Source organism: Halochromatium sp. (assembly GCF_054919635.1).
Genome location: NZ_JBUDPI010000049.1, coordinates 1 through 15,782 on the forward strand (window position 1 = coordinate 1; position 15,782 = coordinate 15,782).

General features: G+C 63.6%; 10 protein-coding genes and 1 riboswitch. Of the genes, 3 read left to right on the forward strand and 7 right to left on the reverse strand.

The genetic code is table 11. The annotated features are described in order from the left end of the window. The 5 genes from ACY693_RS05020 to btuB form a co-directional block, all read right to left on the reverse strand. On the reverse strand, positions 1 to 531 hold a 531-nt coding region (locus ACY693_RS05020), incomplete at its 3' end, for an adenosylcobinamide-GDP ribazoletransferase (RefSeq protein ID WP_462320735.1). Between the two features lie 147 nt (positions 532 to 678). Next, positions 679 to 1,605: a DUF808 domain-containing protein gene (locus ACY693_RS05025; protein ID WP_462320743.1), complete on the reverse strand. Its 927-nt coding sequence runs from the start codon at positions 1,603 to 1,605 to the stop codon at positions 679 to 681. 123 nt (positions 1,606 to 1,728) lie between these two features. Beyond that, the gene (locus tag ACY693_RS05030; protein ID WP_462320736.1) at positions 1,729 to 3,882 is read right to left on the reverse strand and encodes a thioredoxin domain-containing protein; all 2,154 of its coding nucleotides are present in this window, start codon (positions 3,880 to 3,882) and stop codon (positions 1,729 to 1,731) included. A 93-nt stretch (positions 3,883 to 3,975) separates the two neighbouring features. Continuing rightward, a complete protein-coding gene (cobU, locus tag ACY693_RS05035; protein WP_462320737.1) occupies positions 3,976 to 4,545 on the reverse strand; it encodes a bifunctional adenosylcobinamide kinase/adenosylcobinamide-phosphate guanylyltransferase in 570 nt (189 codons plus the stop codon). Between the two features lie 41 nt (positions 4,546 to 4,586). Next, positions 4,587 to 6,470, reverse strand: a complete 1,884-nt coding sequence (btuB, locus tag ACY693_RS05040) for a TonB-dependent vitamin B12 receptor (protein ID WP_462320738.1) — start codon at positions 6,468 to 6,470, stop codon at positions 4,587 to 4,589. A gap of 87 nt (positions 6,471 to 6,557) precedes the next feature. Continuing rightward, a riboswitch (cobalamin riboswitch) is annotated at positions 6,558 to 6,789 on the reverse strand. 160 nt (positions 6,790 to 6,949) lie between these two features. Here btuB and ACY693_RS05045 point away from each other — a divergent pair. The 3 genes from ACY693_RS05045 to ACY693_RS05055 all read left to right on the forward strand — a co-directional run bounded on the left by ACY693_RS05045 (position 6,950) and on the right by ACY693_RS05055 (position 13,459). Beyond that, positions 6,950 to 9,901 (forward strand): chemotaxis protein CheB, encoded by a 2,952-nt coding sequence (locus ACY693_RS05045; RefSeq protein WP_462320744.1) that lies wholly within the window; start codon positions 6,950 to 6,952, stop codon positions 9,899 to 9,901. Positions 9,902 to 9,970: 69 nt separating this feature from the next. Next, positions 9,971 to 11,233 carry a PAS domain-containing protein gene (locus ACY693_RS05050; RefSeq protein WP_462320739.1) on the forward strand — a complete coding sequence of 421 codons (1,263 nt, stop codon included), beginning with the start codon at positions 9,971 to 9,973 and terminating at the stop codon, positions 11,231 to 11,233. A 54-nt stretch (positions 11,234 to 11,287) separates the two neighbouring features. Continuing rightward, positions 11,288 to 13,459: a putative bifunctional diguanylate cyclase/phosphodiesterase gene (locus tag ACY693_RS05055; protein WP_462320740.1), complete on the forward strand. Its 2,172-nt coding sequence runs from the start codon at positions 11,288 to 11,290 to the stop codon at positions 13,457 to 13,459. Between the two features lie 127 nt (positions 13,460 to 13,586). Here the strand turns inward: ACY693_RS05055 and ACY693_RS05060 are convergent, their stop codons facing one another. Both ACY693_RS05060 and ACY693_RS05065 read right to left on the reverse strand, forming a co-directional pair. Next, the gene (locus ACY693_RS05060) at positions 13,587 to 14,879 is read right to left on the reverse strand and encodes a hypothetical protein (protein ID WP_462320741.1); all 1,293 of its coding nucleotides are present in this window, start codon (positions 14,877 to 14,879) and stop codon (positions 13,587 to 13,589) included. A gap of 37 nt (positions 14,880 to 14,916) precedes the next feature. Further along, a partial coding sequence (locus tag ACY693_RS05065) for a hypothetical protein (RefSeq protein WP_462320742.1) occupies positions 14,917 to 15,782 on the reverse strand: 866 nt, incomplete at its 5' end.

The window sequence follows — 15,782 nt, forward strand, 5'->3', positions numbered from 1 at the left end:
GGGACGCGCCGAAGGCGTGGTCAGCGCCAGGGCCAGCAACTGCGCCCGTGCCAGCGCCGGGGTCAGCAACAGGATCAATCCGCCAGCGGCACCGCTAGGCAAGGAGGCAAGTGCAGCGAACTTGACCAGCAGGATCAGCACCAATGCCACCACGCCCATCGAGCCGGTCAGCGGGTCTTTGAGTATCCTCAGCGTGCGCTCGCGGCTGCCGATGCCACCCACCCAGGCATCGGCACAGTCAGCGAGCCCATCCAGAGGCAAACCGCCGGTACTCCAGACCCAGAACGCAAGCATCAGTGCGCCGCTCGCCAGCGTCGGTACCTGACCAGGCAAGCTGCCCGTCCCGAGCCAAAGCAGCCACAGTCCTGCGCCAAGAGACAGACCGACCAGTGGGTAACAGAGCGCGGACCACCCCAGCAGCTCGGGACTCGACTCGATGGGGCTTGCAGCGGTGGCAGCCGGTAGCGGTAGTCGCGTCAGGAAGCGGAAGGCGACCAGGCAGGCGCGAGCGCGATCCCGAACAGGCCTCACCCGGTTCCCTCCACGGTGATCTGCAGGGCCCACGCAAACGATGAGATCAGCAGCCTGGGACGAATCGATACCAGGACGTTCAAAGGGACATCGCCCATCAGCGCATACCGGCGCGGGCACCGGCGTTGGACACTTGGATACTTGGCACTAGGCTCGCTCAGAACGCCAGCGCTGGATGCCGGTCACCGCAGCGACAGCCGCCGCGCCGGCGAGGACACCAACCAGACCATTAACGAGCATCGGCGTTAGCGCACCGAGCATGCCACCAAACCCTTCGGCGAGATGCTCAAGCCCGTGATGCAAGGCGGGGATGCCGTGCACCAGGATACCGCCACCGACCAGGAACATCGCGATCATCCCCAGCACCGACAGGGTCTTCATCAGATAGGGCGCGACGAACAGGATCGCACGACCCAGTGCGCGCTTGGCCCGATCCGCCGGTGTATCACCCTCGGTCTCAGTCAATGCCATGCCGGCATCATCGAGCTTGACGATGCCAGCAACCAAGCCATAGACGCCCACCGTCATCAGCAGCGCGATCCCTGACAACACCAGCACTCGAGTGAGCAGCGGTGCGCCAGCGACCGTCCCAAGCGTAATCGCAACGATCTCGGCCGAGAGGATGAAATCGGTTCGGATCGCGCCCTTGATCTTGTCCTTCTCCAGTGACTTCAGATCCACCTCAGGATCGGCCAGGGCCTTTGCGATCTCGTCCTTGTGGGTCTGCTCGGCCTCCTCGTTGTGGAGATACTTGTGCGCGAGCTTCTCAAACCCCTCATAGCAGAGGAACAGGCCACCTGCCATCAGTAGCGGCGTGATTGCCCAAGGTGCGATCGCGCTGATCAGCAGCGCTGCCGGCACTAGGATCAGCTTATTGACGAGCGAGCCTTTGAACACCGCCCAGACCACCGGCAGCTCGCGCTCGGCGCGCACACCGGTGACCTGTTGGGCATTGAGTGCCAGATCATCGCCAAGCACGCCGGCGGTCTTGCGCGCGGCCACCTTGGCGAGGATCGAGACATCGTCGAGGACGGTGGCGACGTCATCGATCAGGGCAAGTAGGCTGGTAGCGATCTCGAGACTCCTTAGAAGCTAGAGAGCAAGCGATCAGCGATCGTCGATTCGACCCAGAACGGTACCAGCAACCAACCCAGGCAAACAAGCGCCACAGGCGAAGCCACTGAAGTGCCGCTGCTTCTAGAGCTGTGCTTGGCGCTGAAATTGGAGCTGCACTTGGAGCTCCTCAGGGCTCTCGATCGGCGCCTCGCAGGCTGTGCCGCGACAACGGTAGGCGCGCACCCGCTCGCCCGGCTGCATTGCCGCCAAGGCCGGCGGTAGCTCGGTGATCTCAGCCGGGATCGCCAGCGTCAGCCGACGCGGCACGTAGTCAGATTGCGCCATCTGCCGCCATCGCTCGAGCTCGGTCTCTCTGCCCTTGCTAGCAGGCCGCACTTCGGACGCAGCCCCAAGCGTGCCGCCACGGATCACGATGATCTCGGGCGGACTCAGCTGCTCATCGAGTGCCATCAGCAAGGTCCCATGCGCGTAGGGCAGACGCCGGATCGCCTCCGCAGCGGCACCGAGCGTGCGCGCGGCGGCATCGAGATACCTCGGCTCTGCGAGCAGATGGCCGAGCCGCTGCAGGCCGAGTGCGGCGATGCCATTGCCGGACGGCGTCGACTCATCTGCCATCGGTCTCGGCCGTTGCAGCAGCGCCTCGTGGTCGGCACTGGTGAAGTAGAAGCCGCCGTTGGCTTCATCCTCGAACTGAGTCAAGAGAACCTCGGCCAGCGCCTGCGCCCAGTCGAGATCCGCGGGCTGGAACCGCGTTTGCAAGCGCTCGAGCAGCGCATCGAGAAGGAAGGCGTAATCGTCCAGGTAGGCGTTCAGATGCGCCTTGCCGTCCTTATAGGTTGCGAGCAGCCGTCCGTCTTGCCAGAGCCGATCGCGGATGAAGCCGAGCGCGCGATCGGCCGAATCCAGGTAGGCCTCTCGTCCAAGCAGACGGCCGGCACGCAGCATGCCCTTGATCATCAGCGCGTTCCAGGAGGTCAGCACCTTCTCGTCGCGCCCCGGACGGACGCGCTCGGCGCGCGCGGCGAGCAGCTTCCCCTTGGCGCTGGCCAGCAATGCTGCCGCGGCTTCGGGATCAAGTCCCTGCTTGGCCGCAACCTCGGTCAAGCGCTCGTGGCCATGCAGATGCCAGCGGCCCTCAAAGTTCGGCGCCCGGTCCAGTCCGAAGAGCGGGCTGATCAGGGTCAGCTCGTCGGTGCTCAGCCGCGACTCGACCTCCTCGCGATCCCAGACATAGAAACGCCCCTCCTCGCCCTCGCTGTCGGCATCCAGCGCCGAGAAGTAGCCACCCTCCTCCGACTGCATCTCGGCGATGACCCAATCGGCGGTGCTGATCGCCGCATCGCGAAAGATCGCGTCGCCGCTGAGCTGCCAGGCATCGCAGCAGAGCGTGAGCAGCGGGCCATTGTCGTAGAGCATCTTCTCGAAGTGCGGGATCATCCATTGATCGTCGACCGAGTAGCGGCAAAAGCCACCGCCAAGCTGGTCGTTGACGCCGCCAAGCACCATCCGCTCCAGCGTGAACAGGGCCATCTCGCGCGCCTGCTGATCCGGGCTACCCGCGGCAGCCGTCGCCGCATAATGCCGCAGCAATAGCTCCAGGTTGGTCGGATGCGGGAACTTGGGGGCGCGGCCAAAGCCACCGTTGATCCTGTCGAAGCTGCCGGCCAGCTGCCGCCGCGCCTGATCGATCGGTGTCAGATCCGAGAGTGGCTCGCCGCCCGCTCCATCGAGCTGTGACAGGGCCTCGCGCAACGAGGCATTCTGCTCGCTGATCGCCTCGCGCTGGTCACGATAGGCGCGCTCGACGCCGATCAACAGTTCCTGGAACGACGGCAGTCCGTGCCGACGCTCCTTCGGAAAGTAGGTGCCGGCGAAGAACGGCGCGAGGTCATCGGGGGTCAAAAACACCGTCAGCGGCCAGCCGCCGGTACGCTGCGCCAACAGCTGATGTGCTGTCTGGTAGATCTTGTCGAGGTCGGGCCGCTCCTCGCGATCGACCTTGATGTTGACGAAGAGCCGGTTCATCAGCTTGGCGGTGGTCTCATCCTCGAACGACTCATGCGCCATCACATGGCACCAGTGACAGGCCGAGTAACCGATCGAGAGCAGGATCGGTTTGTCCTCGGCGCGTGCCAGCGCCAGTGCCTCCTCGCACCAGGGCCACCAGGCAACCGGATTCTCCGCATGTTGCTGCAGATAGGGGCTGGTGGTCTCGGCGAGTCGGTTGCGCCCAGCGCCGCGCGCTTGGTTAGGGCTTGGGACGGTATCAGGCATCAGGGGCCTCGCTCAGTCGTCGGTGCAGAGGACCTCTGACAGTGGCCTCGGTGGGCCCTGATATCTAGCCGGTTGTCGACGACGAGGGCCGAATCAACCAACGCTGATTGATGGCCCCTTCAGCACCAAGGGAAGCCCAGCAACCGTCAGCACCACCTGCTGAGCCTGCGCAGCGATGCGCTGATGCAAGCTGCCGGCGAGGTCGCCATAGCGCCGCGCCAGATCGTTGACCGGAATCACGCCCATGTTGACCTCGTTACCGACGAAGATGACCTGGCCCGGCAGTCGCGGAAGCAGCGCGTCCAAGGCCGCTAGCTCGGCCTCCAAGCGCCCAGGGTCCTCGGCCCAGAGCAGGTTGGCGAGCCAGAGCGTCAGACATTCCACAAGCACACAGTGCCCCGCCGTGCAGCTGGACGCCAAGGCCGCTGGCAGCGCCAGGGGCTCTTCAATCAATGCCCAGTCAGCGGGGCGGTGCTGACGATGAGCGGCAATCCGAGCGCGCATCTCGTCGTCACTTGCGGTGGCCGTGGCCAGATAGGTCACCGGCAGTCTGGACTCGCGTGCCAGCCGCTCGGCCAAACGGCTCTTGCCAGAGCGCACCCCGCCGAGTACCAGGCTGCAGCGGCCCTGCCGCAATGAGAGATTCGACTCCAAGATACTCATCAGTCGGCTCCTATTGGCCTGAGGTCAGTGAGCAACTGGCATCAAGGCTGATAGAGCAGCGTCAGCAGGAGGGTGCGACCGGGCTGATTGTAGTAGGCAACGGTCTCGTACTGCTCATCGAACAGGTTCTCAACCCTGGCCTGCAACCGTAACGAGTCAGTAAACGCATAATCGGCGCGCAGGTCGATCAAGCTGAAGCCATCGAGCCGGATGCGATTGGCTGCGTCATCGAAGCGGCGCCCGGAGACGAACAGGGTGCCGCCGACGCCGATGCGACCGAACTGGCGATCGGCATCGAGTCGGAAGGTCTGCTCCGGGCGTCGCGGCAGTAGGTTGTCGTGGCTCTGACCCTGAGACTCGTTGCGCGGGTCGAGCAGGGTCAGGTTCGCATCCATGATCCAGCCACCCAGCTCGGCGGTGGTCCAGAGCTCAAGCCCGCGAATACGGGAGCGATTAACGTTCTCGGGCAGGTACAGATTGGGGGCGACCTGGGTGATGGAGATCAGGTCGTCGATCTCGGTCTGGTAGAGGTTGGCGGCCCATCGCCCCCACGGATGCGCCCCTGAGAGACCAAGCTCGGCGCTCCAGGATTCCTCGGGCTCAAGGTCAGGATTGCCGAAGCCAGGGAAATACAGCTCATTGAAGGTCGGCGCCTTGAATGCCGTCCCATAGCTCGCGCTAAGCCGCAGCCCGTTGTCGAAGGTGTAGCCCAGCGCGGCATTGCCAGTGCCATGCCCTCCGAACTGGGAATCGTCGTCCTGGCGCAGACTCAGCTGCAGGTCAGCCGCACCGAGACGACCCAGGTACTGACCGTAATAACCTGTGTTATCGCGTGAATCCTCGGCCAAGGTCGGCTTGGTCGTCACCTCATCGCGCCGATAATCGATGCCCAGCGTCAACTGCTGGCTCGCCCCGAGCAGGATATCGTTCTGCCAACCGAGACTGTCGCGCCGCGTATCGAATCGGTTCAGGAACAGATCATCAAAGAACACCCGCGACTTGTCCCAGCTGCGCCCGACCTCGACCAGACTGGTCCAGGCATCGATTGGTTGCACCCTCGCCTGCAGCTGCGCGACCTGCAGGATGGTCTTGTTGCGATTGCCAGCGAAGGCGCTGCCATCGAACTCCACATCACCCTCGGAGCGCAGGAAATCTGCCTCGACGGCCAAGCGATCCGAGAACCGCCAACCGCCGCTGAGCGCCCCGTTCTTATTGGTATACCCATCGTCATCCGGCTCATCGACGAAGCAGCCGCCGACAAAGGGCTCGCCGTTGCAGGCATTGAACCCGGCGGTCTGCTCAAAGCCGAGATTGGCGTCGAGCCAGCCGCGCTCGTTGCCGACCGACAACCCGCCGCTCGTACGAATCGTATTGTAAGAGCCGGCGCCCAGGCTCAGGCGTGGCGTCAGCGGCCCAGCGCGGCCACGCCGGGTGAAGATCTGGATCACACCACCGATGGCCTCGGAGCCATAGAGGCTTGAGCGCGGACCACGCACCACCTCGACACGCTCGATCTGATCGGTCGGGATGTTCTGCCAGGGGGTCGAGCCCAAGGTCGCAGAACCAACCTTGATGCCATCGATCAGCACCAGCGTGTGATCGGACTCGGTGCCGCGCAGGAAGATCGAGGTCGGCTGCCCAAGCCCGCCGCTGCTTGAGGTCGCAACACCGGGCAGTCCGCGCAGGATATCGATCATGGTCTTCGACTGGCGTCGGTCGATCTCAGCACGATCGATCACGGTGACCGAGGCTAGGGTCTCGTCGGCGGTCTGGGCGGTCCGGGTTGCGGTGACCACGATCGGCTCCAGGTTGGTCACGTCTTCGACCTGGGCATAGAGCGGAGCGGTCCATGACAGGGTCATGAGCAGAGCCATGGCGCAGGGCAGCAACGGCCGCCGCGCCAAATCGGCAGTGGAGTGAATCATCGAAGGTCCTCTGTGGTCTCACCACCCGTGAGACGCGTTGGGCGTAATAGGCCCGCTCGAGGACAAAACTGCTCCGCCCTCCGCGGCACCCGCGTGTCGCAGAAGGCCGGTCTCCGGGCTCACGAGCTGGCATCGACCTGCGTCGACACCGAGGGGCGCCACCTTCCCATGGCCTCGTCGGCCACAGTGGCATCTGGCGCCTCTCAAACTCGCCTACCGTTGCGGGGGCAGCGCCGGCTTCGCGGAGACACTGGTGTATCCGCCGACCGGCTTCCCGTTTCACCTCAGCATATGAGGCACCTACTGCATGGCCGATCCACACTAGGATCAGGCCGCCCCAGGGTCAACGAAAAACCGCTTAGCGAATGACGTAAATCAGACCCTTGCAGTCCATTTGATCGCATTAGGCATTACTCTTGATGTCAGATACCATTCTCGCCGATCACGTTTTCGATCCCTGCACGACACAAGAGCCCGTCATGCTCGACCAAGAACAACCAGCCAATCCCCAACCTACCGCCAAGCCGAGCAATGGAGCACAACTGCCCTATGTGATCGCAGTCGGTGCCTCCGCAGGGGGTCTCGATGCGCTTGAGCGGTTCTTCCAGTCGTTGCCGGATCAGACCGGAGCAGCGTTCATCGTGATTCAGCACCTGTCGCCGGATCACAAGAGCATGATGGGCAATCTGCTCAGTCGCTACACCTCGATCCCGGTGATCACGGTCGAGGACGGGATGCCGATCGAGCCAAATCGTATCTATCTAATCCCGCCGGCGAGCATGATGAGCGTCTCCGGCAATGAGCTGCATCTGCGGCCCAAGAGTCCGCGCGGCCTCGCCCTGCCGATCGACCTCTTCTTCAGCTCGGTTGCCCGCTCCCATGGGAACCGTGCGATTGGTGTGGTGCTCTCGGGCACGGGCTCGGATGGCACCCGCGGCGCCGTCGCGATCAACGACGCCGGCGGCCTCTTGCTCGCCCAAGACCCCGAATCGGCCAAGTTCGACGGCATGCCGCGCAGCGTCATCGCAACCGGCCTGGTTGATGCCATCCTGCCACCCGAGGAGCTCGGGCCGCGCATCCTAGACCATATCAGCCATGCCCCGATGGCACGCAGCCCGCGGCGAAACGCGGCAGCCAACTATGATCGTGAGAGCGCGCTCGAAGAGGCGCTGCATCTGCTCCATCACCAGGGCGGCATCAACTTCCGCGACTACAAGCCGGCAACCGTCATGCGCCGCATCGAGCGGCGCATGCAGGTTCGGCATGTGCCGGATCTCGAAAGCTATGTCCGGCTACTCGACGGCGATACCACAGAGCTCCACGCGCTGCGCCGAGAGATGCTGATCCCGGTGACCAATTTCTTCCGTGATCCCGAGACATTCGAGACCCTCGCCGAGAAGGTTATCCTGCCCATCGTCAAGGAGCACAGCGAGAACCAGCCGATTCGCGTTTGGGTGCCGGGTGTCTCGACCGGTGAAGAGGCCTATTCGATTGCGATCCTGTTCTCGGAGGCCTTCGACAAGTGCCGCCGCTGGCCGGATTTCAAGCTGTTCGCAACCGACGTCGAGCAGCACAACGTCGATACTGGCAGCGCCGGCATGTTCTCGGAGTCGATCGCCGCCGAGGTCTCGCCGGAGCGTCTCGAGCGCTTCTTCTATCGGCGCGGCAGCCATTTCGTGGTCAAGAACGACATCCGTCACAACATCGTCTTCGCCAAGCACAACCTGCTCGAAGACCCGCCGTTCACGCGCATGGACCTGGTCTCCTGCCGCAATCTCTTGATCTATTTCCGCAACGACGCCCAAGAGCGGGTCTTGCGGCGCCTACAGTATGCGCTTGCCCCGGGCGGCTACCTGTTCCTCGGATCAAGCGAGACGGTCTCTAGCGTCCAGCAAGACTTCAGCGCGGTCAGCTCGAAGCACAAGCTGTACCGTATCTTGCGTCACGGCACACCACCGCTTGAGCCGAATTCGCCGGTCAGCGCGCTGCGCGCCCCCGGCAGCCGCCCCGGCAGCAAGCGACTGCGGGTGCACAGCGACGCAGCCGCCATCGACGCTGGACAGTCGGTGCTCCTGCGTGGCTATGCGCCGGTTAGCCTGCTGCTGAACACCCAGCAGGAGCTGATGCATGTGTTTGGCGATGTCTCTCGCTATCTGAGCATCGGCGAGGGCAGCGCGACCCTCGACATCAGCAAGCTGCTACCTGCCTCGATCGCACCGGTTGCGCAAGCGCTCCTGCATAAGGTCGCGGTCAGCAAGGAGCCAATGCGCTCTGACATCCTGAGCGTCAAGCTCAGCAATCAGGAGACCGAACGGCTGCGCGTCGTGGTCCGGCCAGTGCCTCTGGACGGCGCCGATTTTTACCTGATGCTGTCGTTCGAGCCCGAGCCCATGCTGCAAAGCCCGTCCGGCGACGAGGCGGTTCAGACCATGGACATGACCGCGGAATCGGCCGACCGGCTCGAGACCCTCGAGCGCGAGCTCTCGGTGACCCGCGAGAGCCTGCAGGCCACCATCGAGGAGCTGGAGACCGCGAACGAAGAGCTGCAGGCCACTAATGAAGAGCTGATGGCCTCGAACGAAGAGTTACAGAGCTCGAACGAGGAGCTGCAGTCGGTCAACGAAGAGCTCTACACGGTCAACTCAGAGAACCAAGAGAAGATCGAGATCCTCAATCGGCTCAACGCCGACCTGGACTCGATGGCCCAGGCCGCAGCGATCGCGACGGTCTTCGTCGATCACGACCTAAAGCTCACCCGCTTCACGCCCGAAGCGACCAAACTGTTCAAGATCCGCGAGGCCGATCTCGGACGCCAGATCGATGACTTCACCAACCTGCTCGACTACCCGGACTTCTTCGCCGAGCTGAAGAAGACGATCCACGACGGCGACATGCTGCAGCGCGAGGTGCCGGCCTCCAACAATCGGGTGTACCTCGCCCGGGTACTGCCCTACTCGGTCCGCCCCGGGGTGCCGCGCGGCGCCGTCGCGACCTTCATTGACGTGACCACATTGCGTGATATCGAGCGCATGCAATCGGTACTGGACTCGCTCCCGGAGCATGTCGCCGTGCTCGACAACAGCGGGCGCATTACCATGATCAACCGGGCATGGCGTGAGTTTGCCTGCAACAATGGCGATCCCGAGCTGACCAACAGTGGCCCAGGCAGCAGCTACCTCGAGGCCTGTCAGTACGATGCAAACGTGACCGATGCCGACTATGCGAAGGCAGCCGCTGATGGCATCCGGGAGCTGCTCAACGGCAAGCGCTCCCATCTCGCGCTCGAGTATCCTTGTCATTCACCCGAGGTCAATCGCTGGTTCCTGATGCATGCGGCACCCATCCAGCACCCCTCAGGCGGCGTGGTGGTCAGCCATATCGACATCAGCGCTTGGAATCGAGAGCGCGATTGCAGCAACAAGCAAGCCTAGGATCAGTGTCTGCTGGAGGCGTTGGCCGGGAGGCCAAGCCGCCAGGCCACAGACAACGCGTGAGTGACTATGCACGAGCCCCAGGAACCACCTTCAGACTTGGCAGAGACGGTGGACGCGGTCGACCCAAGCGCGAAGCTCACGGACCTTCGCGAGCGCGCGCTCGATGCGCTGCGCAAGGGCCGGTTCGATCTCGCTGAGGACCTGATTGCGAGCGGCGATTTCAGTCTCGAGGCGCTGATCCAGAATGTCCGCATCTATCAGGCCGAGCTCGAGATCCAGAACGAGGAGCTGGTCCGCAGTCAGGAAGGCACGCGAGAGGCCCTCGAGCGCTTTACCGCCTTGTTTCAGAGCGCGCCAGTGGCTGCGCTCGTGGTCAACCGCCATGGTCTGGTCATTTCGGCCAATCCGGCCGCCAGCCGGCTGTTCGAGCTCCGCGACCTGCGCGCGCATCATCATTTCCTGCTGCGCCTGGTCAGTGAGCGCGACCGCAATCCGTTTCTGTCGGGCATGCGCCTGCTCACCAGCGGTGAAGCGCAAGAGGTCGCGCGGCCAGAATTGCACTTCGAGACCACTGACGGCCACGCCTTCATCGGCGATCTGCACGGCGCTCGGCTCCCATCAACCCCCGGTGGTGAGCCTCAGATCCTTTGCGTCGTGGTCGACCGAACCGCCGTCGTTCAGCAACAACGAGAGCTGCGCCAGGCCTATGACCGCCTGGCCAGCAGCCAAGAGGCCTACCACGTCCTATCCGAGTACAGCCTGGATTGGGACTACTGGATCGACCCGGACGGGCGTTTCGTCCATATCTCGCCGAGCTGCCGCCAGATCACAGGCTATAGCGCGAGCGCCTTCCTCAATGACCCGAGCCTGGTCAGCCAGCTGTTGCATCCCGACGATCGCCAGCGCTGGCATGACCACCTAGCCGGCATCGACCATGAGGCCGACGACGCCGAGGTCCTGTTATTGCGCATCCAGCATCGCGACGGCGGCTGGCGTTGGATCGAGCACGAATGCCGCTCGGTCACGGCCGATGACGGGCGTTATCTCGGCCGCCGTGGTGTCAATCGCGATGTCACCAGTCGGCACAAGATGGAGGAGTCGATTCGCGAGCTGCGCAACCTGCTCGTCGATGCCGAGCGCATCGCCAAGGCCGGCGCCTGGTCGTGGACGCTCGGCGATGAGCACATCGAGGTGTCACCAGGCTGGCAGCGCATTCACGGGGCTAGCAGATCTGCCTATACCTGTGCCGAGCTCAGCGGCAAGTTCGCCCATCCGGAGGATCGCGAGCGGATTGACAGCGCCTTTCAGAAGGCGCTGACCCATGGCTGAGGCTATCAGATCGAGCATCGCATCCAACGCGCTGACGACGGCTGCACACGCTGGGTGCGCACCCAAGCCGAGCCGGTCAAGGATGAGGACGGCGCCATTGCGGCCATCCGTGGTACCAGTGCCGATATCACCGATGAGATCGAGGCCAAATATCGACTCCAGGAGAGCGAGAAGCGCTTTCGGGCACTGTTTGAATCGGCCGCCGAAGGGATGCTGGTGATGCAAGCGGGCGCCTTCACCGAGATCAACCAGGCCGCGCTGCGCATGCTCGGCTACGATGACCCCGCCACTGTGCTCGGTCGGCAGCCGCATCAGATCTCACCGCCCACGCAGCCTAACGGTGAAGACTCGGCGATCTTGGCCGAGCGCCTCATTGGACGCGCTGAGGGCAAGACACAACGTTTCGAATGGCTGCACCAGCAGGCCGATGGCTCGCCACTTCCGGTCGAGGTAACCCTAGTACCGGTTCAGCTCGATGGCAGTTATGCCTATTTCGTGCATTGGCACGATCGCACCGAAGAGGCTAAGGCGCGCCAGCGCGAGCGTCAGGCCTCGACCGTGTTCGAGAACTCTAGTGAGGCGATTATGGTGACCGATGCCGAGCAGCGATTGCTCGCGGTCAATCGCGCCTTCAGCGAGGCATCGGGGTACCAAGAGGCCGAGGTCGTCGGTCGCCGGCCCGACATGCTCAGCTCGGGGCATCATGACGCGTCGTTTTTCAAGAGCATGTGGCTCGCCCTCGAGCGCACGGGCTCTTGGCGCGGCGAGATCTGGAATCGACGCAAGAACGGTGAGATCTATCCGGCGCGGATGACCATCACCAGCGTCAAGGACGATCATGGCAAGCTCACGAACTACATCGGTATCTTCAACGATATCAGTGATGTGAAACGCTCCGAGGAAGAGCTTTACCGACTTGCGCATAGCGACGCCTTGACTGGACTACCCAATCGCACCCTATTCCGCGCGCGGATGGAGCAATCGCTGCAACGCGCGAAGCGCGACCGTCGCATGCTCGCCCTGCTCTTCATCGATCTGGATCTGTTCAAGAACGTCAACGACAGCCTGGGCCATTCGGTCGGCGACGAGCTGCTCATGGATGTCGCCAAGGCCATCCAGGCCGAGGTCCGCGAGGCCGATACCCTAGCTCGTCTTGGCGGCGATGAGTTCGTGATCCTGATGGATGCCATCGACAATCCATCCACCATCGCCCACCTCGCCCAACGTCTCTGCAACAAGATCGCACAGCCCTTCCATGTCGCCGAGCGCGAGCTGCGGGTCACCGCCAGCATCGGCGTCAGCCTGTTCCCCGCCGATGGCGAGAACATGGATAGCCTGCTCAGCAACGCCGACATGGCCATGTACCGCGCCAAGGATCAGGGCCGCAACACCTATCGGTTCTTCGAGGCCGAGATGACCGAGCGCGCCATGCAGCGTCTGCATCTCGAGACAGCACTGCGTGGGGCGCTGACGCGCGGCGAGCTGAGCCTGGTCTACCAGCCGCAGGTCGAGCTCGACGACGGTCGCATCCATGGTGCCGAGGCGTTGCTGCGCTGGACCCACCCGGAGCTCGGTGCCGTCTCCCCGTTCGACTTCATCCCCATCGCCGAAGAGATCGGACTCATCAGCGAGATCGGTCAATGGGTGCTGGAGCAGGCCTGCCGGCAGCTCGCTGCCTGGGATAATGAAGGGTTTCGGGTGCCTCGCCTGGCCGTCAACATCTCGGTACAGCAGGTCGAGCGCGTCGACCTGGTGGATGAGATCAAGGCCATCTTTGAACGCATCGATGTGGCTCCCGAGCGTGTCGAGCTCGAGGTGACCGAATCGATGCTGATGCGCAATGTCGAGCGGGTCGTCGCCAATCTCGCCGCGCTGCGCGATCTCGGCGTCACCCTGGCCGTTGATGATTTCGGCTCCGGCTTCTCGTCGCTTGGCTATCTGAAGAAGCTGCCGATCAGCCGACTCAAGATCGATAAGAGCTTCATCATCGATAAGAGCTTCATCGAAGGCGTAACCGTCGACGATAACGACGATGCCATTGCTCGCGCCATCATCGCGCTCGGCCGCGCCATGGGGCTGCAGGTCATCGCCGAAGGCGTCGAAACCAGCGTGCAGGCCCGCTTTCTCCAGCGCGAGGGCTGCAACCAGGCCCAGGGCTACTGCTTCGGTCGCCCGATGAGCCCCGAGGCGCTGCGCCAGCTACCTGCCAGCTTTGGATCATCCTAGAACCAGCAGTTGACTGCTAAGCCGGTATTCAAGCCGCTGCTCTTCGGCAACCTGATCGTCGCTTTGGAGGCCGCTCTTCGATCCCCGATGGCCCGGTGCTCAAGATGGGAGTCTTAGTCTGGGAGTCTCAGGATGGGCTCCGGGCAAGCTGCCGACAGAGCTGAACCCGAGCGCGATCAAGGGTCTCTGTCGAGCGTGCGAGTCGCGACCTAAGCTCGCGATTGGCCGCGATTTGACCCTCGTGGGCGTCCCTGAGCTGATGCAGCTCGGCCGTTACCTGTTGGTTATCCTCCCTTAGGGCTTGCGCTCGTGACCTTGCCGCGTCGGCCTCTGCCTGCTGCGCCTTCTCGAGCTCGGCCTTCGCTGCTTGCTCTTCCGCCAGCTCTTGCTGCGCCCGCCCAAGCTGCCTGCGGGCCTCCGCAACCGCCTGCTCAAGCTCGCTCAGCCGCGCTCGCTCATCGGCCAGCGCGGCTTGCGACGCGTCTCGCTCCGCCGCCATCGCCGCATGCGCGGCCTCGAGCTGATCAGCATGCTCTTCGAGCTCGGCGACGCGTCGCGTCAGTCGCTCGCGCAGCTCCGCATGCGCCGTGCGCTCCTGTTTGAGGTCCGCTTCGGTCTCGCGCAGACGCTGCTCCAAGCTGGCGGCTAACTGACTGCTCTGGTCAAGCTCCGAGCGCCACTGTGGTGCACGCAACCCTTGCTGCAGCCGGATCAGGAGCTGCTCGATGCCCTCGACCGTCACCGGCTGCAGGTTGCGGCGAAACAGCGGCTCACCAGCGGGCAGCCAGGCGGTCGCCTCCAGGTCCTCGAACAGGTCCCAGTAATGCGGCAAAGACCATTCAAAGAGCTTAGCCAGACCATGACCAACGGGATCATCAACCGACTGATACGGCCCGGACACGCGCCCGGCTACAGCGCTCGCTGCATCCCGAGATGCGTCCCCAGATATGCCACCAGATATGCCACCAGATATGCCACCAGATATGCCCGGTCCCTGTGCTGCGCGATCCGTCCGTTCGGTCAAGCCAAGACGCGCCAAGATCTCTGCCCCGCTGACGCGATCGGCATTGACCAGCAGCATCCGCTCACCCAGGGTTCTGCGCAGCGCCAGCGCTGCGCGCTGCTGTCGATACCAGGACACCAGGCCCAATGCAACCGCACTCGAGCGACTCTCGAGCTGACTCGGGGCGCTGCCCAGTGTCCAGGTCAGTGTCCAGGGCGCCTGGTAGAGCCAGAGCAAGCGTTCGGGGATGCCAGCGCTCCAACCGGGAGTCTGCACAGCATCCGTCCGGGGCTCTAGCGCCTCGGCCTGCTGCAGGAACTCATCCGCGGTCTTCCACTGCAGCGATTGCTGTGGCCAATAGGGCGCGAATAGTGCCGCACAGGCCTCGTTGTCCAAGCCAGAGATCAGAACACCCATGCTATCCAGACCCTTCAATCATTCAGCGATCAACCCATCATAGGGTCTGTTCACGCAACAACAGATCCTTGACCAGATCCAGCTGCGCCTCGGCCTTGATCAGCTCCTCGTCCAACAGGCGCTGGCGACTACTGGATTCGGTGAGCTCATACTCGAGCTGGTCGATGCGCTGCTGCTGCGCAGAGAGCTTCTGCTCCGCGCGGTCGAGGCTCGCAATCAGCTCATTGGCGCCTCGTTTCGCCTGCTCCTCGCGGCTCGCATCCGCAGCGCGCTTCTCGTCCTGCAACCGGCCTTGCTCAGCACGCAGCTGCTCGATATCCGCTCGCTGTACCTCCAGTTGCCGCGCCTGCTCGTCGCGCGACCTGCCGATCGCCTCCTTATCGCGTGTCAAGGTGGCAACCTCTTTGCCGAGCCCCTCCAGCCGCGATTCGGACGCCGCCGCCCGAGCCGCCTGCGCATCGCGCTGCTCGGTCATCGCCTGCAGCTGCTGCGCGAGATCCTGCTCCGAGCTGCGTTGCTCGTCGAGTGTTTCCTGCAGCCGTTCAGCACGTGCAGCTTGGGCATCGCGCTCTTCTGTCAGCGCCGCCTGAGACTCTGTCAGTCGCGCATTCGCTTGCTCGGCGCTTTGCAGTCGTTGCAAGAGCGCGTCACGCTCAGCACCTAGCTCACGGAGCTGCTGCTGGTGCTGCTGTGCCCTCCAGCCTGCCACCTCGCGGGCCTCGCTCAGCTCACGGCGTAAGCGCTCGATCACGCGTTCCCGTTGAATGACCTCGATGCGATGGTCATTCCGCCGATAGAGGGTCACAACCTCAGGATAGAGCGCATCAGGGTCTTCCTCGACGCGGACGAAACCGAGTGCCGACAGACGCTCCGTGCCGTGCTCATGCGAGGGCTCACCGCGAT

Excerpts from the sequence above, each read along its gene's own strand:
- ACY693_RS05030 (WP_462320736.1), bottom strand. The coding sequence starts at position 3,882 with ATGCCTGATACCGTCCCAAGCCCTAACCAAGCGCGCGGCGCTGGGCGC.
- cobU (WP_462320737.1), bottom strand. The coding sequence starts at position 4,545 with ATGAGTATCTTGGAGTCGAATCTCTCATTGCGGCAGGGCCGCTGCAGC.
- btuB (WP_462320738.1), bottom strand. The coding sequence starts at position 6,470 with ATGATTCACTCCACTGCCGATTTGGCGCGGCGGCCGTTGCTGCCCTGC.
- ACY693_RS05045 (WP_462320744.1), top strand. The coding sequence starts at position 6,950 with ATGCTCGACCAAGAACAACCAGCCAATCCCCAACCTACCGCCAAGCCG.
- ACY693_RS05050 (WP_462320739.1), top strand. The coding sequence starts at position 9,971 with ATGCACGAGCCCCAGGAACCACCTTCAGACTTGGCAGAGACGGTGGAC.
- ACY693_RS05060 (WP_462320741.1), bottom strand. The coding sequence starts at position 14,879 with ATGGGTGTTCTGATCTCTGGCTTGGACAACGAGGCCTGTGCGGCACTA.